The sequence below is a fragment of the Pseudomonas sp. 65/3-MNA-CIBAN-0223 genome (assembly GCF_040310425.1).
GTDB lineage: Bacteria > Pseudomonadota > Gammaproteobacteria > Pseudomonadales > Pseudomonadaceae > Aquipseudomonas > Aquipseudomonas gregormendelii.
This window is the reverse complement of sequence record NZ_JBEOPV010000009.1, coordinates 136,841-157,506: the sequence shown is the minus strand read 5'-3', so window position 1 is coordinate 157,506 and position 20,666 is coordinate 136,841. Positions and strand designations below refer to the sequence as shown.

At 59.5% G+C, this 20,666-nt stretch carries 16 protein-coding genes and 1 pseudogene; 7 read left to right on the top strand and 10 right to left on the bottom strand.

What is annotated here, in order from left to right; translation table 11 throughout:
• Positions 1-46: 46 nt before the first annotated feature.
• On the top strand, positions 47-1,789 hold the full coding sequence (locus tag AAEZ09_RS13300) for an ABC transporter substrate-binding protein (RefSeq protein ID WP_045062319.1): 1,743 nt from the start codon (positions 47-49) through the stop codon (positions 1,787-1,789).
• Positions 1,790-2,124: 335 nt separating this feature from the next.
• On the opposite strand, the gene AAEZ09_RS13295 is transcribed toward AAEZ09_RS13300, so the two are convergent.
• Both AAEZ09_RS13295 and AAEZ09_RS13290 read right to left on the bottom strand, forming a co-directional pair.
• Entirely contained in the window at positions 2,125-3,558 is a 1,434-nt protein-coding gene (locus tag AAEZ09_RS13295) for a heavy metal sensor histidine kinase (RefSeq protein ID WP_350599718.1), read from the bottom strand.
• Positions 3,555-4,229 (bottom strand): heavy metal response regulator transcription factor, encoded by a 675-nt coding sequence (locus AAEZ09_RS13290; RefSeq protein WP_350599716.1) that lies wholly within the window; start codon positions 4,227-4,229, stop codon positions 3,555-3,557. Before AAEZ09_RS13290 ends, AAEZ09_RS13295 begins: the two co-directional genes overlap by 4 nt.
• Before the next feature lie 457 nt (positions 4,230-4,686).
• On the opposite strand from AAEZ09_RS13290, the gene AAEZ09_RS13285 reads away from it, so the two are divergent.
• The 5 genes from AAEZ09_RS13285 to AAEZ09_RS13265 all read left to right on the top strand — a co-directional run bounded on the left by AAEZ09_RS13285 (position 4,687) and on the right by AAEZ09_RS13265 (position 11,136).
• A complete protein-coding gene (locus AAEZ09_RS13285) occupies positions 4,687-5,934 on the top strand; it encodes a TolC family protein (RefSeq protein WP_350599715.1) in 1,248 nt (415 codons plus the stop codon).
• Positions 5,935-5,983: 49 nt separating this feature from the next.
• Complete coding sequence (locus tag AAEZ09_RS13280) at positions 5,984-7,186, top strand: efflux RND transporter periplasmic adaptor subunit (RefSeq protein ID WP_350599714.1); 1,203 nt, start codon at positions 5,984-5,986, stop codon at positions 7,184-7,186.
• Positions 7,187-7,201: 15 nt separating this feature from the next.
• Positions 7,202-10,348 carry a CusA/CzcA family heavy metal efflux RND transporter gene (locus AAEZ09_RS13275; RefSeq protein WP_350599712.1) on the top strand — a complete coding sequence of 1,049 codons (3,147 nt, stop codon included), beginning with the start codon at positions 7,202-7,204 and terminating at the stop codon, positions 10,346-10,348.
• 184 nt (positions 10,349-10,532) lie between these two features.
• Entirely contained in the window at positions 10,533-10,736 is a 204-nt protein-coding gene (locus AAEZ09_RS13270) for a co-regulatory protein PtrA N-terminal domain-containing protein (RefSeq protein ID WP_122839259.1), read from the top strand.
• Between the two features lie 67 nt (positions 10,737-10,803).
• The gene (locus tag AAEZ09_RS13265) at positions 10,804-11,136 is read left to right on the top strand and encodes a DUF2790 domain-containing protein (protein ID WP_350599711.1); all 333 of its coding nucleotides are present in this window, start codon (positions 10,804-10,806) and stop codon (positions 11,134-11,136) included.
• A 657-nt stretch (positions 11,137-11,793) separates the two neighbouring features.
• Here AAEZ09_RS13265 and AAEZ09_RS13260 read toward each other — a convergent pair.
• A complete protein-coding gene (locus tag AAEZ09_RS13260; RefSeq protein WP_350599710.1) occupies positions 11,794-13,119 on the bottom strand; it encodes an OprD family porin in 1,326 nt (441 codons plus the stop codon).
• Positions 13,120-13,332: 213 nt separating this feature from the next.
• Positions 13,333-13,437 (bottom strand): annotated as a pseudogene (locus AAEZ09_RS13255) (transcriptional regulator); the annotation flags it as partial.
• Between the two features lie 324 nt (positions 13,438-13,761).
• Between AAEZ09_RS13255 and AAEZ09_RS13250 the strand changes: the two are divergent.
• Positions 13,762-14,226 carry a GNAT family N-acetyltransferase gene (locus AAEZ09_RS13250; protein ID WP_122839256.1) on the top strand — a complete coding sequence of 155 codons (465 nt, stop codon included), beginning with the start codon at positions 13,762-13,764 and terminating at the stop codon, positions 14,224-14,226.
• 164 nt (positions 14,227-14,390) lie between these two features.
• On the opposite strand, the gene nuoN is transcribed toward AAEZ09_RS13250, so the two are convergent.
• The 6 genes from nuoN to nuoI are packed head-to-tail and all read right to left on the bottom strand — an operon-like array spanning position 14,391 to position 20,654.
• Complete coding sequence (gene nuoN, locus AAEZ09_RS13245) at positions 14,391-15,854, bottom strand: NADH-quinone oxidoreductase subunit NuoN (RefSeq protein WP_045062317.1); 1,464 nt, start codon at positions 15,852-15,854, stop codon at positions 14,391-14,393.
• 7 nt (positions 15,855-15,861) lie between these two features.
• On the bottom strand, positions 15,862-17,394 hold the full coding sequence (gene nuoM, locus AAEZ09_RS13240; protein ID WP_045062315.1) for an NADH-quinone oxidoreductase subunit M: 1,533 nt from the start codon (positions 17,392-17,394) through the stop codon (positions 15,862-15,864).
• A gap of 40 nt (positions 17,395-17,434) precedes the next feature.
• Positions 17,435-19,288 (bottom strand): NADH-quinone oxidoreductase subunit L, encoded by a 1,854-nt coding sequence (gene nuoL / locus AAEZ09_RS13235; RefSeq protein ID WP_045062313.1) that lies wholly within the window; start codon positions 19,286-19,288, stop codon positions 17,435-17,437.
• Entirely contained in the window at positions 19,285-19,593 is a 309-nt protein-coding gene (nuoK, locus tag AAEZ09_RS13230) for an NADH-quinone oxidoreductase subunit NuoK (RefSeq protein WP_007905077.1), read from the bottom strand. Before nuoK ends, nuoL begins: the two co-directional genes overlap by 4 nt.
• Before the next feature lie 2 nt (positions 19,594-19,595).
• Positions 19,596-20,099 (bottom strand): NADH-quinone oxidoreductase subunit J, encoded by a 504-nt coding sequence (gene nuoJ, locus AAEZ09_RS13225; RefSeq protein ID WP_045062310.1) that lies wholly within the window; start codon positions 20,097-20,099, stop codon positions 19,596-19,598.
• A gap of 9 nt (positions 20,100-20,108) precedes the next feature.
• On the bottom strand, positions 20,109-20,654 hold the full coding sequence (gene nuoI, locus AAEZ09_RS13220; protein ID WP_205892400.1) for an NADH-quinone oxidoreductase subunit NuoI: 546 nt from the start codon (positions 20,652-20,654) through the stop codon (positions 20,109-20,111).
• Positions 20,655-20,666 lie beyond the last annotated feature (12 nt).

Sequence of the window (20,666 nt, the reverse complement as noted above, 5' to 3'; positions counted from 1 at the left end):
GACATCGCTCGGCAAAGTTGCTCCAAAACTCAAACAGGAGGTCTCTATGTTCGACAAAAACAATAAGCTGCGACATAGCGTTTCATTGGCAGCCATGCTGGCACTCAGCGGGTTGAGCGCTGCGGCCTGGGCCGATGCCTATGAAGACGCCGCCAAGAAATGGATTGGCAGCGAGTTCAAGCCGTCCACGCTGACGCCAGAGCAGCAGCTCGAAGAGCTGAAGTGGTTTATCAAGGCTGCCGAGCCCTTTCGCGGGATGAACATCAAAGTGGTCTCGGAAACCCTGACCACCCACGAATACGAGTCCAAGGTGTTGGCCAAGGCCTTTACCGAGATCACCGGGATCAAGCTGACCCACGACCTGCTGCAGGAAGGCGATGTGGTGGAGAAGCTGCAAACCGTGATGCAGTCAGACAAGAGCATCTATGACGGTTGGGTCAACGACTCGGATTTGATCGGTACGCATTTCCGCTACGGCAAGACTGAATCAATCACCGACCTGATGGCCAACGAAGGCAAGAACTTCACCTCGCCGACGCTGGACATCAAGGATTTCATCGGCATCTCATTCACTACCGCGCCGGACGGCAAGATCTATCAACTGCCGGACCAGCAGTTCGCCAACCTCTACTGGTTCCGCGCCGACTGGTTTGAACGTCCGGACCTGAAGGCCAAGTTTAAGGAAAAGTACGGCTACGAATTGGGTGTGCCGGTGAACTGGTCGGCTTATGAAGACATTGCCAAGTTCTTCAGCGAGGACGTCAAGGAAATCGACGGCAAGCGTATCTACGGGCACATGGACTACGGCAAGAAAGACCCGTCGCTAGGCTGGCGATTCACCGATGCCTGGTTTTCCATGGCCGGTGGCGGTGACAAGGGTATCCCCAATGGCTTGCCGGTGGACGAGTGGGGCATCCGCGTCGAGGACTGCCATCCGGTCGGCTCCAGCGTAACCCGTGGCGGTGATACCAATGGCCCGGCAGCGGTTTATGCGACGCAGAAGTACGTCGACTGGATGAAGGCCTACGCTCCACCGGAAGCCGCAGGCATGACGTTCTCCGAATCCGGCCCGGTGCCGTCCCAGGGCAACATCGCCCAACAAATCTTCTGGTACACCGCCTTTACCGCCGACATGACCAAACCGGGCTTGCCGGTGGTGAACGCCGACGGCACGCCGAAATGGCGCATGGCACCGTCGCCACGTGGGCCTTATTGGGAAGAGGGCATGAAGCTTGGTTATCAGGACGTGGGGTCCTGGACGTTCATGAAGTCGACGCCTGAAAAACAAAAACTGGCGGCCTGGCTGTACGCGCAGTTCGTGACCTCGAAAACCGTTTCGCTGAAGAAAACCATCGTCGGCCTGACGCCTATTCGCGAGTCGGACATCAACTCGCAAGCCATGACCGACCTCGCGCCTAAACTCGGCGGCCTGGTGGAGTTCTATCGCAGCCCGGCCCGTGTGCAATGGACCCCGACCGGGACCAACGTGCCCGACTATCCGCGCCTGGCACAACTGTGGTGGAGCCACATCGCCGAAGCCGCCAGCGGCGAGAAAACCCCGCAACAGGCACTCGATGGCCTGGCCAAGGATCAGGACGCGATCATGACCCGCCTGGAACGCTCCAAGGCACAGCCGGTGTGCGGGCCGAAGATGAACCCGGAACGGGATGCGCAATACTGGTTCGACCAGCCCGGTGCTCCGAAGCCGAAACTGGCGAACGAGAAGCCAAAAGGTGAAACCGTGAACTACAACGAACTGCTGAAATCCTGGGCGGATGCGCGCAAGTAAAAGCTGAACTGTGAGAGGCGAACGGCACCGCAAGGTGCCGTTTTCATTTGTGCCTGACACACCGCAAAGATATCGACTGACCCACCGCCATCGCGGGCAAGCCAGCTCTCACAGGTTTCTGTGGTGCCCTCAAAACCCGGGTACACCCGAAATCACCCCCACAGGTTTCTAGGGTGGTCACATATTCCGCATGCACCGCAAATCACTGTGGGAGCTTGCCTGCAAGCGAATGCTGTCTGACATTCAACATTGATATCGACTGACCCACCGCTTTCGCGAGCTGGCTCGCTCCCACAGGTTTCAGCGGTGCTGACAAAACCTGGGAATACCCGAAATCACTGTGGGAGCTGGCTTGCCAGCGATGGGGCCGTTTGAGTCACCGCAGGAAATCCAAGCCTGAACACGGTCATTGCGCCAGGCAGGCTTTTTACGTCGGCCACACCCTGGTGAAGGCCCATGATCGAACGGACGATTGCCAACCCCAATCCGGTACTGCCCTGTGAACGCGAACGGCTGCTGTCGACGCGGTAGAAGCGGTCGAACAGGTGCGGCAGATGCTGCGCTTCAATTCCCGCGCCGGGGTTGCTGACCAGCAGCGAGGTCTGCGTCGCGCTTTGTTCAATCAGCAATGTCACGGTTTTCCCGGACGGGCAATGCCGCAAAGCGTTGGACAGCAAATTGGAGATCGCCCGTTGAATCATCAATCGATCGCCCATCACTGAAGCGCTGCCAAGCACATTCAAATGAATCTGCTTGTCCTGCGCCGACAGCAAAAACATCTCCGCCACCTTCGCCGCTTCAACCTCCAGCGCCACCGACTCAAACGGCGCCAGCGCCGACGGATCACTCACCTGCGCCAGAAACAACATGTCCGAAACTATCCGCGCCACGCGCTCCAGCTCTTCGGTGCACGACACCAGCACATCCTTGTACTCATCCACCGTGCGTTCGCGCGACAGCGTCACTTGCGCCTTGCCCATCAGGTTATTGATCGGCGTGCGCAATTCGTGGGCCAGATCATCGGAGAATTGCGACAGCTGCTGCACCCCCGCATCCAGCCGATGCAGCATGAAGTTGATGCCTTGCGCCAGTTCGCTCAACTCCTGCGGCATGTTCACCACTGACAACCGATGCTCCAGATCCTGGGTCGAGACCATCGCCGCCACTTTGCGAAACTCACGCATCGGCGCCAACCCGCGCTGCACGGCGCCCCACGCGGTCAGGCCGATGAACACCAGCAGCAACGGCAAGGCAATCAGCGTCGAACGCAGATACGCGCTGAGTAGGGCCTGGTCGTGCGCGTTATCGATCGATAACAGCACCGGCACGCTGCTGCCATCCTTGAGGCGAATCAGCTTCGACACGGTGAGGAATTTTGCCCCCTCGGCGTCGGTACTTTCCGAATAAACCAATTGGTCGGTGGTGGCCCGCACGGCTTTCAACTCAACTCGCAGGTCGCGTAATCCGCTGCCGGACTTGAGCAGCGGCGAGCGTTGATTGACAAGGTCGTAAATCGTCAGCGTGAGGTTGTCGTGGCCCATCACCTGATCGAGGAGGACATGCGGTTTACCGCTGATTTCATTGGCGTCAACGTACAGCGACAGGCTGTGCTCGACCTGTTCCATCTTCTTTTCCAGGCTGTCTCTGGACAACGCATTCAGCTCATGGGTCAGGGCGAAATAAGCGAGGATCGCCAGAAACACCACCAGCAGCGCGCCGAGGATGCTCACCGTCAAGCCAAGGCGCATCGACAGGCTGGCCGGCTTCATTCCCGCGCCTCCAGCACGTAACCGACACCGCGCAGGGTGTGGATCAACTTGTGCTCGAACGGGTCATCGATTTTCGCCCGCAGACGCCGGATCGAGACCTCCACGACGTTGGTGTCGCAGTCGAAATTCATGTCCCACACCAGCGAAATGATCTGTGTGCGGGTCATCACCTCGCCGGACTGGCGCATCAACAGATGCAGCAGGGCGAATTCCTTGGTGGTCAGGTCGATGCGCTGTTCGCCGCGAAACGCACGATGCCGGCCGGGGTCGAGTTCCAGATCGGCGACTTTCAGCACTTGCGGCACCGGGATGTTCTCGCTGCGGCGCATCAGCGTGCGCACCCGCGCGAGCAATTCGGGAAACTCGAACGGCTTTACCAGATAATCGTCGGCGCCCAGGTCGAGGCCGCGAATCTTGTCGGCCAGACGCCCGCGCGCGGTGAGCATCATCACCCGCGTCGAATGCGTGCGACGCAGTTGCTCCAGCACGCCCCAGCCGTCGAGTTCGGGCAGATTGACGTCGAGAATGATCAGGTCATAAACCTGTTGTTGCGCCAGATGCAAACCATCGGCGCCGGTGGCCGCGTGGTCAACGATATAACCACTTTCGGTCAAACCCTGATGCAAGTATTCGGCAGCTTTAAGCTCGTCCTCGATCACAAGGATTCGCATGATCAATCACCACTTTAATTGAATGGATGTGTAATTAAGGTGACCGGGAAAGTTATTGTTTTTGTAAGGTCTTCCCGGCAGGCGCTATTAACGACTAACGATTTTTCCGACGGGTATTTCTCCGTTTGCAGGCGTGCACGGTAAAGGCTGAAGTGGCTACAGAGTCAACCTGAGACGTGCGCCATGAGGCTCTAAAGTGGCTGTCTGCGACAGCCTGTCGCAGCGACGCAGGCGTTTGCATATGACCTTCCTGCTTGGGCAAGTGCTGTTCAGCAGATAACTTAGACTCATTTGTTTCTATGTATTGCCAATTTAGCTTTTTGCACTTCGCATCCTAGAGCAAAACAACTTGGCGAAACCGTGGATAACGGATTTGTAATGTTCCAGTCACCTTGTCGATAAGTTCAAAACCCTACCGTGGCGGCATCGAAAAATCCTCAATGAAGGAAGTCTTCCATTGCCCGTTTCAAGACAACTGACGGCGCGATCACGCCTGCAAAAAACAGCCAGTGGCATTCTGTTGCTGACCATTACCAGCCTCGCGGGCGCATCGACCCTGACCCTCGATCAGGCCCTGCAAACGGCGTTTGCCGGCAACCCGGATCTGGCCGCTGCGCAGTGGGAAATAGGTATCGCCGAGGGTGACCGCCAACAGGCCGGGCTGATCCCCAACCCTGAAGTCTCGTGGGAGGCTGAAGACACCCGTCGCGACTCGCGTACCACCACGGTGATGCTCAGTCAGCCGATCGAACTGGGTGGCAAGCGCGGCGCGCGCATCGACGTCGCCAGCCGCGCGCAGGACGCCGCTGGCATCGAGCTTGAGCGCAAGCGCAACACCTTGCGCGCCGATGTGATTCAGGCGTTCAACAGCGCCCAGACTGCGCAGCAACGCTTGCAGTTGTCCCGCCAGTCACTGCAACTGGCCGAGCACGGTTTGCGTGTGGCGCAAGGGCGGATCGAGGCCGGTAAGTCGTCACCCGTCGAAGGCACGCGGGCGCAGGTGCAACTCTCGGAAGTGCGCCTGGAACTGAGCCGCGCCGAACGCGATCAGGCCAACGCCTATCAACAATTGGCGCAGGTCATGGGCGCGCCGCTGCCGACCTCGACCACGGTGCAAACCGCCACGCAAAACCTCGCCAACGTGCCGCCGCCGAATCGTTTGCTTGAGCGTCTGAACGAGACCGCCGAGCTGCGTCTGGCCAAGTTGCAGATCGATCAGCGTGAAGCTTCGTTGGGGCTGGAAAAGTCCCAACGCATTCCCGATCTCACCGTCAGCATCGGCAGCCAGTACAGCGAAACCGAGCGCGAGCGGGTCAACGTGGTCGGGCTGACGATGCCGATTCCGCTGTTCAATCGTAATCAGGGCAACGTCCTCGCGGCGGCACGCCGAACTGATCAGGCGCGGGATCTGCGCAACGCCACCGAGCTACGCTTGCGCACGGAAATCCAGTCCAGCCTTGAGCAATGGCAGACGGCCAACGGCGAAGTCAAAGCGTTCAACCAGACCATCCTGCCCGCCGCGCAAAGCGCTGTTGAAAGCGCCACCCGGGGTTTCGAAATGGGCAAGTTCGGCTTCCTCGATGTGCTCGATGCTCAGCGCACCCTGATCGCTGCGCGCAGCCAATACATCCAGGCAGTCAGCGAGGCGACCGACGCCCGCGTACGCATTGAACGGATCTTCGGCGACCTCAGCGTCCGCCCTTGAATTTCACTTTTCAGATCACTGCGCGCAGGTTCGGCGCAGAGGAGTTTCCATGGATAAAAAACTGATCGTGGTCGCTGCGGCGGCGCTGGTTTTGGGCATCGGCATCGGCTCGATGTGGGCGGGCAATGGCGTTATCGACGCGCACGCCGATGAGGCTTCGGAACATGCCGAGCACGCGGATCACGCCGAGGAGGGCGCCGCAGCCGAGGGCGAACATGGCGAAGAAGGCCACTTCGAATTGAGCACCGAGCAGATCACCGCCGCCGGCATTCAACTGGTCGAAGCGCGGGCGCAGAACATCAGCCTCGGTTTGCCGTTCCCCGGCGAAGTGCGCTTCGACGAAGACCGCACCGCGCATGTGGTGCCGCGTGTGCCGGGCGTGGTCGAGTCGGTGGCGGTCAACCTTGGCCAGTCGGTGAAAAAGGGTCAGTTGCTGGCGGTGATCGCCAGCCAGCAGATCTCCGATCAGCGCAGCGAGCAAGCCGCCGCACAACGTCGTCTGGCGTTGGCGCGCACCACCTATGAGCGTGAGAAAAAACTCTGGCAGGACAAGATTTCCGCCGAGCAGGATTTCCTCCAGGCGCGCCAAGCGTTGCAAGAAGCCGAAATCGCCGTGAGCAATGCCCGGCAAAAAATCAGTGTGCTCAGCGGCAGTGTGGTTGCCACCGGCGGCAACCGCTACGAATTGCGTGCGCCGTTCGACGGTGTCGTGGTGGAAAAACACCTGACGCCGGGCGAGGTGGTCGATGAGTCTACGGCAGCGTTCACCCTCTCGGATTTGTCGCGGGTGTGGGTGACGTTTGGCGTATCACCGAAGGATCTGAACAAGGTACAGGTGGGCAAAAAAGTCACGGTCAGCGCAGCGGAGCTGAATGCCGAAGTGGTTGGCAGCGTGGCTTATGTCGGAAGCCTGCTCGGCGAGCAGACCCGTACTGCAACGGTCCGCGTGACGCTGGAAAACCCGCAGGGTTCGTGGCGTCCCGGATTGTTCGTCACTGCGCTGGTGGCTACCGACAGTCGCGAAGCGAAAGTCGCCGTGCCGGAAACCGCGATCCAGACGGTCGAGGACAAACCCTCGGTATTCGTCCGTACCGACGACGGCTTCGAGACGCGAGCGGTGGAGCTGGGCAGCCGCGCCGATGGTTTTGTAGAAATCACCCAAGGCCTGGACGCGGGCGCACAAGTCGCCAGCGCCGGCAGCTTTGTCCTCAAATCGGAACTGGGCAAAGCCTCGGCCGAACATTCTCATTGATCCCGGAAGGCCCTCATGTTCGAACGCCTAATCCAGTTTGCCATCGAGCAGCGCATCATCGTGCTGCTCGCCGTTCTGCTCATGGCCGGCCTCGGCATCGCCAGTTATCAAAAACTGCCGATCGACGCCGTGCCCGACATCACCAACGTCCAGGTGCAGATCAACACCGGCGCGGCCGGGTTCTCGCCGCTGGAAACCGAGCAGCGCATCACTTTCCCGATTGAAACCGCCATGGCCGGTCTGCCGGCGCTGGAGCAGACCCGTTCGTTGTCGCGTTCGGGGCTGTCGCAGGTCACGGTGATTTTCAAGGACGGCACCGACCTGTTCTTCGCCCGCCAATTGGTCAACGAGCGTTTGCAAATCGCCAAGGAGCAATTGCCCGAAGGCGCGGAAGCCGTGATGGGACCGATCTCCACCGGCCTTGGCGAGATCTTTCTTTGGACGGTCGAAGCGCAGGAAGGCGCGCTGAAGGACGACGGCACGCCGTACACGCCAACCGATCTGCGGGTGATTCAGGACTGGATCATCAAACCGCAATTGCGCAACGTGCCGGGCGTCGCCGAGATCAACACCATCGGTGGTTTCGCCAAGGAATATCAGATTGCGCCGGATCCGAAACGCCTGGCCGCGTACAAGCTCACCCTCACCGATCTGGTCACCGCGCTGGAGCGCAACAACGCCAACGTCGGCGCCGGTTACATCGAGCGCAGCGGCGAGCAATTGCTGATCCGTGCGCCGGGGCAAGTGGCGAGCACCGAGGACATCGCGAACATCGTCATGGCCAACGTCGACGGCACGCCGATCCGCATCAAGAACGTCGCCACCGTGGACATCGGCCGTGAACTGCGCAGTGGCGCGGCCACGGAAAACGGGCGTGAAGTGGTGCTCGGCACGGTGTTCATGCTGATTGGTGAAAACAGCCGCACGGTGTCGCAAGCAGTCGCGAGCAAGCTTGAACAGATCAATAAGTCCCTGCCTGTCGGGGTGATCGCCGTGCCGGTTTACGACCGTACGCACTTGGTCGACAAAGCCATCGCCACGGTGAAGAAAAACCTCATCGAAGGCGCGATTCTGGTGATCGCGATTCTGTTCCTGTTCCTCGGCAACATCCGCGCGGCGCTGATCACGGCGATGGTGATTCCGCTGTCGATGCTGTTCACCTTCACCGGGATGTTCAGCAACAAGGTCAGTGCCAACCTGATGAGCCTCGGCGCGCTCGACTTCGGCATCATTGTCGACGGCGCGGTGGTGATCGTTGAAAACACCCTGCGTCGCCTGGCCCATGCGCAGCAACATCATGGGCGTTTGCTGACCCGCGCCGAGCGTTTCAAGGAAGTGTTTGCCGCGGCGAAAGAGGCGCGGCGACCGCTGATTTTCGGTCAGTTGATCATCATGGTCGTATACCTGCCGATCTTCGCCCTCAGCGGCGTCGAAGGGAAAATGTTCCACCCGATGGCGTTCACCGTGGTCATCGCTTTGCTCGGTGCGATGCTGTTGTCGGTGACCTTCGTGCCAGCGGCGATTGCGCTGTTCGTCACCGGTAAGGTCAAGGAAGAAGAGGGCGCGGTGATGCGCGGCGCACGCAAGGTGTATGCGCCGGCACTGGCCTGGGTCATGTCGCATCGCGCTGTCGCCGTGGGCGCGGCGGTGGCGGTGATCGTGCTCAGCAGCGTGCTCACCAGCCGTATGGGCAGCGAGTTTGTGCCGAGCCTCAGCGAGGGCGATTTTGCCTTGCAAGCCTTGCGCGTACCGGGCACCAGCCTGACGCAATCGGTGGACATGCAGCAGCGTCTGGAAACGTTGATTCTCGCCAAGGTGCCGGAAGTCGAGCGGGTGTTCGCCCGAACGGGGACTGCGGAAATTGCCTCCGATCCGATGCCGCCGAACATCTCCGACAGCTACGTGATGCTCAAACCCAAAGAGCAGTGGCCGGAACCGGGCAAGTCCCGCGAAACCCTGATGGCGGAACTGCAAGCAGCCGCCGCGACGCTGCCGGGCAGCAACTATGAAATGTCGCAGCCGATCCAATTGCGCTTCAACGAACTGATCTCCGGCGTGCGCAGCGATGTTGCGGTGAAAGTGTTCGGCGATGACATGGACGTGCTCAATGCCACCGCCGCGAAGATCGCCACGGCGATGCAGAAGGTCAACGGCGCGTCCGAGGTCAAAGTCGAACAGACCACCGGGTTGCCGGTGCTGACCATCAACATTGACCGCGACAAAGCGGCGCGTTACGGGCTCAACGTCGGTGATGTGCAGGACACCATTGCCGTGGCGGTGGGCGGACGGCAGGCCGGGACGTTGTATGAGGGCGATCGGCGTTTCGACATGGTTGTGCGCTTGTCCGATGCCATGCGCAAGGACATCGATGGTTTGTCGGCGCTGCTGATTCCAGTGCCTGCGGTGAACGGTACGGCCAACCAGATCGGCTTCATCGCCCTGCAGGAAGTCGCCAGCCTCGACCTGGTGCTCGGGCCGAATCAGGTCAGCCGCGAGAACGGCAAGCGCCTGGTGATCGTCAGCGCCAACGTGCGTGGGCGTGACATTGGTTCGTTTGTCAGCGAGGCGGGCGAAGTCATCGAGCGTGACGTGCAAGTACCGGCCGGTTACTGGACCAGTTGGGGCGGGCAGTTCGAGCAACTGCAATCGGCAGCCAAACGCTTGCAGATCGTCGTGCCGGTGGCGTTGCTGCTGGTGTTTGGGTTGTTGTTCATGATGTTCAACAATCTCAAGGATGGTCTGCTGGTGTTTACCGGGATTCCGTTTGCCCTGACCGGTGGGGTCATGGCGCTGTGGTTGCGCGATATTCCGTTGTCGATTTCGGCGGGCGTGGGGTTTATCGCGCTGTCGGGTGTGGCGGTGCTTAACGGTTTGGTGATGATCGCGTTTATCCGCAATCTGCGCGAGGAGGGGCGGTCGCTGTCGGATGCGATCAACGAAGGTGCGCTGACACGTCTGCGGCCGGTATTGATGACTGCGTTGGTGGCGTCGCTGGGGTTTATCCCGATGGCGCTGGCGACCGGCACGGGTGCGGAAGTGCAGCGCCCGTTGGCGACGGTGGTGATCGGCGGAATCCTGTCCTCGACCATCCTCACGCTGCTGATATTGCCGGCGCTCTATCAACTCGCCCATCGCCGGGATGAGGACTCCGTCCCTACCTGACTGTGAACACAACCCCTATGGCGAGGGAGCAAGCTCCCTCGCCACAGGTATTTCTCCGGCCTGAAAATTTTCTGTGTGGTTGCCGCACTTTCCCACATAACGAATATGTAATCCCCACGCCACCGTCACGATAGGTTCGGATTGTTACCTTGATCCCGTCAGCTACTTAAACGAGGAATCAAACATGAAATTCGCTCAGATCAGTGCCTTCACTGCAGCCCTCGCGTTGTCTTCCCTGGCCATGGCCGAAGGTGGCGGCGACCGCACTTTCGAAAAAATGATGGCCGCCAAGGACCGCTCTGTGGAGCTGTTTGTCGCCAAGGAAAAGGCTGCTGGCAATCCGGTCGTCGTCAATGAAAAGAAAGACGACAAGACCCAGGACCTGTAACCACACCGTGCTGGAACAAGCCTGTCATCGCGCATCGATGCCGGGCTTTTTTATGGAGGAGTTGAACATGAAGTTGATCAAGTCGTTGACCCTCGCCGGCGTCATGGCGATGTCCATGAATGTGTTGGCCGAGGGCGGTGGTGACCGCACGTTCGAGCGCGCATTCAGCGCCAACGCCAAAGCCATGGCGCAATACTCCGCCAACCAGGGCAAGGCGCCGCCAGTGGTGAGGGATTACGGGTACGGGATGAAGCTGGATGTGGTGAAAATCGTCAGCGTCGTGAAGCCGCAGCCGGACTGCTCGGTCGTCCCCACCGCCATGACCTATGAAGATTCGCAAGGGCAGCTCAACACCCTCAAATACAGCGTGGCGGGCGTCTGCCGGAACAGCGGTGGATAGCCGACACCGGGGGGATTGCAATATCACGATCTGTATTTCGCTTCGGGATGTTTAAGTGTGTAGGTCAATTGCAGAACCTTCCCACAATGTTTTCAGGTTGTCCGTCGGACGTCGGCTCTCTAGTGTGTGGATGTCGCGGCCAAATCAGCGATCGCGATTGGAACCCCGTGGTTTAACTGGCAGCAAAAGCATCTTTCATAACGTATTCTTGCGCACCTTGATGGTGTGCACTCCGTTATGGCGGCTGTGCGCGGGAGACTTCGAGTCTGTCGGGTTTTGCTCAATTGCCCGGGTTCCAACCTGCGTACAGCTGCTACCCCTTCGCGAGGAACCTAATGGGTCAGCTGCACCGTCAAGCTGAGTGAAAACATTATGAAAAAGCCAACGCCCAATCCGCCTGAAACAACCGTTCCAGCGGACGCCAATACAACTTCCCCCTACGTCTCGCCATTCGCAGAAGGCATCGTGGCATCGCCAGCCACTTTTTCAGGTGCGCCGGTAAGCGCTCGGCCTCAATGACCGCGTGGGGCTCCAGCATAAGGGGGTAAGTGATTCTAAACACCGGGCATAAAAAAGGCGGCCCGAAGGACGCCAAAAATTCACCTCTTACCAAAGGAGCAAGGAGCTTCTAAAGGTGAATGTGTTGTGCTCGTGAACTCAGAGAATCGCCAACGGGTATTCGACAATCACCCGCACTTCATCCAGATCGGACTCAAACGCCGTGGCGCGAGTAGTGGCCTGGCGCAAGCGCAATGACAGGTCTTTCATCGAACCACTCTGCACCACGTATTTGACTTCGATATCGCGCTCCCAGCGCTTCTGATCCGTCAGCGGATTACCTTCGGCATCCCGGCGCATGTACACCGCGTTGGCGTTGGAATAATCGGCATCAGTACCACGCGCATATCGGGTCATGAATGACAGACCGGGCACACCGTAGGTCGTCATGTCGAGGTCATAACGCACCATCCACGAACGTTCTTTCGGCGAGTTGAAGTCGCTGTACTGGATGGAGTTGTCGAGGAAGATCGAGTCGGACTGGCGCAGGTAATCGAAGTCGTCATTACCGTTGTTGCGCTGGTGGGAGAGGGCGACGGAGTGGGCGCCGAACTTCACGCCGGCACGGCCGCTCCAGATGTTGTTATCGAACTCGCCGAGCAGTTGTTTGCCCTCATCGACAGCCTTGTAATAGTTCAGGCCGCCGAACAGCGACAGGTCATCGGAGAGCGGATAGGTCCAGGCGGTACCGGCGTAATACTGATTCCAGGCGTCTTTGAGACGGCTGGAGTAGAGGCTGAAACTGAGGTTTTTGTTCAGTACATAGTCGCCGCCGCCGTAAGCGATCCACGGCGAATTGACCGGGCCGGCGTAGAAGGTCGCGAAATTCTCGCGCATATCGCTGGACACCGGTTGGCTCATAGCGTGCAGTCGACCGCCCTGAACCGATAGACCTTCAATGCTGGTGTTGGTCACCGTCACGCCGCGAAAGCTTTCTGGCAGCAAACGAGAGTCACCCGCCGCCACTACCGGGTTGGCCGGGAATACATCACCGACCCTGACCACCGTATCGAACGCCCGCACTTTCGCGGCGCCCCCGACCTTGGTGTATTCGTCCCGCGCCTCGCCGTCACTGTTGACCGGCAGCACATCAAAGGAACTGCGGCCACCGTTGCGCCCGTCACCGGTGTCGAGTTTCAAGCCGATCATCGCAAAAGCATCAACACCGACCCCGACGGTGCCTTGGGTAAATCCGGATTCGAACTTGCTGATTACCGCATGTGCCCAGGCTTCGGAATAACCATTGCCGGAAGGGCTGGACTGGCCGTTGCGGTGATCACGATTGAAGTAGAAGTTGCGGTTGAGTACCGTCAGGCTGCTGCCTTGGACAAAGCCCTCAGGCTTGTCTTCTGCAAACACCATGGACGGCCCGGAGCCGACCACCACCGCTAAAGCGGCCATCGACATTTTTGTATTGTTAACCATCAAACACTCCTTGGGTTCGGCAGAACGGGAACGTGCTTCGGCGTGGGTTTTATTGTTCGACGGACAAGGGGCCGCCGGCATGGTCGCCGGGTGACATCGTTGCAAGCTGCGGATAACGCCAAGGTGATGGGGGAATTACAATTTCGTCATGTGCGTTTGATTTGAACTCAATCGGTGTGTGGGATTGTTTGTTTCCTCGCTTTTATCGGAATCCTTTACCAGATGAAGCTTGGTGGTCCGTAGTTTGACTTTGCCTTCGCGCTCATCTGCCAAGGATTTCAAGCCGTCCAGTAGTTCGGAAAAAATGTCTCGTTTGATTGTTCCTCCGTGCCTCGATTGATCTTTTCAGCAATTACTGAGGATAGAGAAGTGCCTCAATTCTGGCTGTAGGACGAACCTGACCTTCTTGCAAGGGCTTTCGGTGGAGCAACAAGAGACTTCGCGATTGACGTGTCGGAACAATCCACAGCACTATCCGAACATGACTGCCCAACACCGAATGAACATGATGTGCTCCTCTATGACCGCTTCCGGCGGGCCATAAGGTCATGCGTGTTTGTCATTTGACGGCTACCCAAAGCCCCGCCAGAAATGGACGGGGCTTTTTCATTGCCCGTCCGCACATGGCGCATGGAGAGAGAAATGTTCGAAATCCGAAGAGCGACCCTGGACGATGCCCAGATTGCCTTCGATATCCGGCGACTAGCGATTCGGCATCAATGCATCGGTGCCTACAGCCAGCAGCAAATGCTCGATTGGACGAGAGGTTCGGCCGAGGACGGTTACGACACACTCATGGCAAAGCATTTCTATTTGGGGTGCGTGGACGGTGAAGCGGTAGCGACCGGGATGCTAGATCTGCAGCATCGTGAAATCGGTGCGATCTTTATTCTTCCTGATTTCATGCAGCGGGGGTTGGGTCAGCGTGTCCTGTATTTTCTTGAAAATCTGGCGCGGGAACTGGGGCTGGCAGAGGTGTGTCTGGACGCAACGTTGAACGCTGCCGATTTTTACCGGCGCTGCGGTTACGTCGGGGAGGGGAGTGCGATTTACCAATCACCTTCAGGGCTGCAACTGGCGTGTGTACCGATGGTGAAGAACCTTTGATTCCATTGTGGCGAGGGAGCTTGCTCCCGCTGGACTGCGCAGCAGGCCCCGCTTCTCAGCTGAACAGCGGGGTCGTTTCGCGTCCCAGCGGGAGCAAGCCCCCTCGCCACAAAAAACGGCACCCGAAGGTGCCGTTTTGTTTTCTACCGATTACCGCCAAGCGATCAACCCGCCAATACCGCCTGCTGAACCAGGGTCAGCAACGGCTGTGGGTACACGCCGAGGAAGAAGGCGACCACAGCGATGGCCAGCAGCATCACGCCGCCTGCACGTTGTTCCCAGTGCAGTTGCGCATCGTGGCGACGCAGGTTCGGCTCGATCAGGTACAGGGTGACCATCACGCGCAGGTAGTAGAAGACGCCGATGGCGCTGCCCAGTACCAGGGAACCGACCAGCCACCATTGATGCGACTCGACGCCGGTGGCGATGATGTAGAACTTGCCGATGAAGCCCGCAGTCAGCGGGATACCGGCCAGGGACAGCATCATCACGGTCAGTACCGCAGTCAGGTACGGACGGCGCCAGAACAGGCCGCGGTATTCGTACAGGGCATCGGCGTCACGGCCGTTGTACGGCGAGGACATCAGCGTGATCACGCCGAAGGCGCCGAGGCTGGTGATGACGTAGGTGACCAGGTACACGCCGATGGCTTCCACGGCCAGGCCCTTGCTCGCCACCAGGGCGATCAGCAGGTAACCGAAGTGCGCGATGGACGAGTAACCCAGCAGACGCTTGAGATTGCTCTGGGTCAGGGCCAGCAGGTTACCGAACAAAATCGACGCGATGGCGATAATGGTCAGCACGTCACTCAGCACACCGCTGCTTGCGGCTGGGGAGATCTGGAACAGACGCACCATCACGGCGAACACAGCGACTTTCGACGCGGTGGCCAGGAACGCGGCCACCGGTGCCGGAGCACCTTCGTAAACGTCCGGGGTCCAGAGGTGGAACGGTACCAGCGACAGCTTGAATGCCAGACCGACCAGCATCATGCCCAGGCCCAGTTGTGCCAGCGAGCTCGGCAGGCCGGTGGCCGCGAGGGCCTGGCCAATACCGACGAAGCTCAGGCTGCCGGAATCGGCATACAGCAGGGCCATGCCGAACAACAGGAATGCGGAACCGGCGGCCGACAGCACCATGTATTTGATGCCGGCTTCCAGCGAACGCTTGTTGAAGAAGGCATACGCCACCAGACCGTAGACCGGCACCGACAGCAGTTCCAGACCGATGAACAAGCCGGCCAAGTGCTGCGCGCTGACCAGCACCAGGCCGCCCAGGGCGGACATCAGGATCAGCAGGTAAAGTTCTTCACGGTTGCCCGGGTAACCCGAACCCCCATCGCCGAGGTAGGCGTGGGCGAGGGTTACACAAGCGAGGGTGGCGACCAGGATCAGCGCCATGTACAGGCAGGCGAAGCTATCAATCTGCAGCAACGGGGTCACGGCCAGAGGCGCAACTTTCAGGGCTGGCAGGATCGACAGCAGCGCCAGGTTCAGACCTGCCACGGAAATCAGGAAGGTCTGCGAGTGGTTACGGCGCCAGGCAATCGCCAGCATCACCACGATGATCGTGATGGTGGTGATCAACAGCGGCGCCAGCGCGATAAAGTGTTGAGTAGTGAATTCCATAGCGCTCTTACCGGGCCGAAGCGAGTTGAGTGAAGGCGGTACTGAGCCATTGCTGCACGCCATGCATCGTGGCGGCAGAGGTATCGAGGAACGGTTGCGGGTATACGCCGAGGTAAATCAGCAGTACCGCAAGGCCCAGCACCATGATCAGTTCGCGAGCATCCATGCCATGCAGCACCGCGTCCGATTTGGACGGGCCGAAGTAGGCACGGTGAATCATGATCAGCGAGTACACCGAACCGAACACCAGGCCGGTCGTGGCAATCGATGTGATCCATGGAGCGCTGGCGAACGTGCCGAGCAGGATCAGGAACTCGCCCACAAAGTTACCCGTACCCGGCAAGCCCAGGGACGCGGCAGCAAAGAACAGGCTGATGGCGGGCAGGTAGGCGATCTTCGACCACAGGCCACCCATCTGGCGCATGTCGCGGGTATGGGTGCGCTCATACAACTGGCCGCTGAGGATAAAGAGCGCGGCTGCCGAGACACCGTGCGCCAGCATCTGCATCACTGCGCCCTGCAGCGCGAGCTGGCTGCCGGAATAGATGCCGATCAGCACGAAGCCCATGTGGGAAACGGACGAGAAGGCAATCAGACGCTTGATGTCGGTTTGCGCGAACGCCAGGAATGCGCCGTAGAAAATCCCGATCAGACCCAGGGTCATGGCGATCGGCGCGAACTCGGCCGAGGCATTCGGGAACAGCGGCAAGGCGAAACGCAGCAGGCCGTAGGCGGCCGTTTTCAACAGGATACCGGCCAGGTCGACCGAACCTGCGGTTGGCGCCTGGGCGTGAGCATCAGGCAACCAGGAGTGGAACGGCACGACTGGCAGCTTCACCGCGAAGGCAATGAAGAAGCCCAGCATCAGGATGTACTCGGTAGTGAGCGACATCTTGGTTTTCAACAGGTCGGCGTAGTTGAACGTGATCACGCCGGTGTTGTTGAAGTTGACCAGTACCAGACCGAGGATCGCCACCAACATGATCAGGCCGGAAGCCTGGGTGAAGATGAAGAATTTGGTCGCCGCGTAGATCCGGGTTTTCTTGCCGTCCGAAGAACTGTGACCCCAGAGCGCGATGAGGAAGTACATCGGCACCAGCATCATTTCCCAGAAGAAGAAGAACATGAACAGGTCGAGGGCGAGGAACACGCCGACGACACCGCCCAGGATCCACATCAGGTTCAGGTGGAAGAAGCCAACGTGTCGCTGGATCTCTTTCCACGAGCACAGTACCGAGAGGATACCCAGCAGGCCGGTCAGCAGGATCATCAACAGCGACAGGCCGTCGAGGGCCAGGTGCACGCTGATGCCGAAACGCTGGATCCAGGTGTGCTTGAACTCAAGCGCCCAGGTTGGATCGGCGCCAGGCGCCGGGGCAAATGAATAGTTGCCGGTTGCCCACAGCCAGAGGCCAAGAGCGAGCAACAGGGACATGGTGATCAGCGCAATCCAGCGCGGGAGGGTAGCGCCGAAGCGCTCAGCCATCCAGCACAGCAGGCCGCCGATGAAGGGGATCAGGATTAGCCAAGGCAGAATCATGACGGGCTCAATTCCTTTCGCAAGTTCGCAAGGTTCATATTCAGACCGCTACCAGCACAATGGCGCCGATGACCAGCACGGAGCCGGCTGCCATCGAGGCCGCGTACCAACGCAGTTGACCGGTTTCGGTACGGCTCAAGGCGGTGTGACCGCCCTTGGCCATACGCGGGATCAGGCCGATGGTCTGGTCCAGCGGGTCTTTGCGCAGCACGTGGCTGATCGCCAGGTATGGCTTGACGAACAGTTTGTCGTAGATCCAGTCGAAGCCCCAGGCAGCGAACCACCAGGCCGAAAGGAAGCGGCCAATGCCGCTGTTGGCGATTGCAGTAACGAAACGACGCTTGCCGAGGAACAGCAGCGCGGCCAGCAGGATACCGGCCAGGGCGATGGCGCCCGAGGCGATTTCCAGACTGTGCTTGGCTTCGCCGCCGGCATGGCCGACGCTTTGCGGCAACACACCGTGCAGTGGCGGAACGATCATCGCGCCGATGGCGGTGGACAATACGATCAACACCGACAGGGGCAGCCAGTGGGCGATGCCATGACCGGCGTGGGCTTCAGTCTTCGCTTCACCGTGGAACGCGATGAAGATCAGGCGGAAGGTGTACAGCGAGGTCATGAACGCGCCGACCAGACCTGCATACAGCAGACCGTGGTTGCCGCTGGCAAACGCTTCCCAGAGGATTTCGTCCTTGGAGTAGAAGCCTGCGGTCACCAGTGGCAGGGCCGACAAGGCCGCGCCGCCGACGATGAAGCTGGCATAGGCCAGTGGCAGTTTTTTCCACAGGCCGCCCATCTTGAAGATGTTCTGCTCGTGGTGGCAGGCAACAATCACCGCACCGGAAGCGAGGAACAGCAGCGCCTTGAAGAAGGCGTGGGTCATCAGGTGGAAGATCGCGCCATCCCAGGCACCAACGCCCAACGCCAGGAACATGTAGCCGATCTGGCTCATGGTCGAGTAGGCGAGGATGCGTTTGATGTCGGTTTGCACCAGTGCGGCAAAACCGGCCAGCACCAGGGTCACACCGCCGACGATGCCGACCAGTTGCAGGATGTCCGGGGCCAGTGCAAACAGGCCGTGGGTACGGGCAATCAGGTAGACACCGGCGGTGACCATGGTCGCGGCGTGGATCAGTGCCGAAACCGGAGTCGGACCGGCCATCGCGTCCGCCAGCCAGGTTTGCAGTGGCAGTTGCGCGGATTTACCCACGGCGCCACCCAGCAGCATCAGGGTCGCCAGGACGATCCAGAAATCACCGACCTGGAACTTCTGCGGTGCCAGTACCAGCAGCTCCTGGACATTGAGAGTGCCCAGTTGCACGAACAGGATGAACAGGCCGATGGCCATGAACACGTCGCCGATGCGGGTCACGATAAAGGCCTTGAGTGCCGCGTTTCCGTTGTTGCGGTTGCTGTAGTAGAAACCGATCAACAGGTACGAGCACAGGCCCACGCCTTCCCAGCCGAAGTACAGGAACAACAGGTTATCGCCCAGGATCAGGAACAGCATGCTGGCGATAAACAGGTTGGTGTAGGCGAAGAAGCGCGAGTAACCGTCTTCACCGCGCATGTACCAGGAGGCGAACAGGTGAATCAGGAAACCGACGCCCACTACCACGCCGAGCATGGTTACGGACAGGCCATCCAGGTACAGGGCGAAGTTCGGCGTGAAGCCTTCAACCGCCATCCACTGCCACAACACCTGGGTGTAGTGGCCGCCTTCCGGCGGGGCGACGTTGAATTGCCAGATCACGTAGGCCGTGACGATGGCAGACAGGCCGATGGAGCCGACGCCGATCAGCGCCGAAAGGTTTTCCGAAAAGCGTCCCCGGGAGAACGACAGCAGCAGGAAACCGATGAGAGGGAATACGAAAGTCAGATAGAGAAGATTCATCCGCGCATCTCGCTGGCAGCGTCGATATCGAGAGTGTGGAAGCGGCGATACAGCTGCAACAGAATCGCCAGGCCAATACTTGCCTCGGCGGCTGCCAGGCTGATCACCAGGATGAACATGATCTGTCCATCCGGCTGGCCCCAGCGGCTACCGGCGACGATGAACGCCAACGCGGAGGCATTCATCATGACCTCCAGGCTCATCAGCACGAAGAGTATGTTGCGGCGGACCATCAGGCCGACCAGACCGAGGCAGAACAGGATGCCGGCAACCGCCAGACCATGCTCCAAAGGGATAGCAGGCATCGTCATTGCTCCTTGGCTTCGTTACGGCCCAAGTGGAACGCCGTGACGGCTGCAGCGAGCAGCAGCATCGAGGCGAGTTCAACCACCAGCAGGTAAGGACCGAACAGGCTGATGCCCACGGCCTTGGCGTCTACGGTGGTGTGGCCGATGGCCTGGCCGCTCTGGTGGGCGAACAGCACATATAGCAGCTCAGCCAGCAGCAGGGCGCCGAGGATGGTCGGGCCGAGCCAGATGCCAGGCTTGAGCCAGACGCGCTCCTGCTGAACCGAGGCCGGGCCAAGGTTGAGCATCATCACCACGAACACGAACAGCACCATGATGGCGCCAGCGTAGGCGATCACTTCCAGGACACCGGCAAACGGTGCGCCGAGGGCGAAGAACGTCATGGCCACGGCGATCAGCGAAATGATCAGGTAGAGCAGGGCGTGCACGGGGTTGGTGTGAGTGATCACGCGAAGCGTGGACACCACAGCGATACCCGATGCGAAATAGAAAGCGAATTCCATCTTTCTTCCTTAAGGCAGCAAGCTCTTCACGTTGATCGGTTCGGCTTCATTTTGCGCGGCGCCCTTGGGCTTACCGGCAATGGCCATACCTGCAACACGATAGAAGTTGTAATCAGGGTTTTTGCCGGGGCCGGAGATCAGCAGATCTTCTTTCTCGTAAACCAGGTCCTGACGTTTGAACTCGGCCATCTCGAAATCCGGTGTCAGCTGGATCGCGGTGGTCGGGCAGGCTTCCTCGCAGAGGCCGCAGAAAATGCAGCGCGAGAAGTTGATGCGGAAAAACTCCGGGTACCAGCGACCGTCATCGGTTTCAGCTTTCTGCAGCGAGATGCAACCGACCGGGCACGCCACGGCGCACAGGTTGCAGGCTACGCAACGCTCTTCGCCATCTGGGTCACGAGTCAGGACGATACGGCCACGGTAGCGCGGCGGCAGGTACACCTGCTCTTCCGGGTACTGCAGCGTGTCACGCTTGCGGAAGGCATGGCCGAAGATCATCACCAGGCTGCGAAGCTGGGTGAAGAAGCCATGCACGATGTCAAAAATGTACTTCATGATTCTCTATCC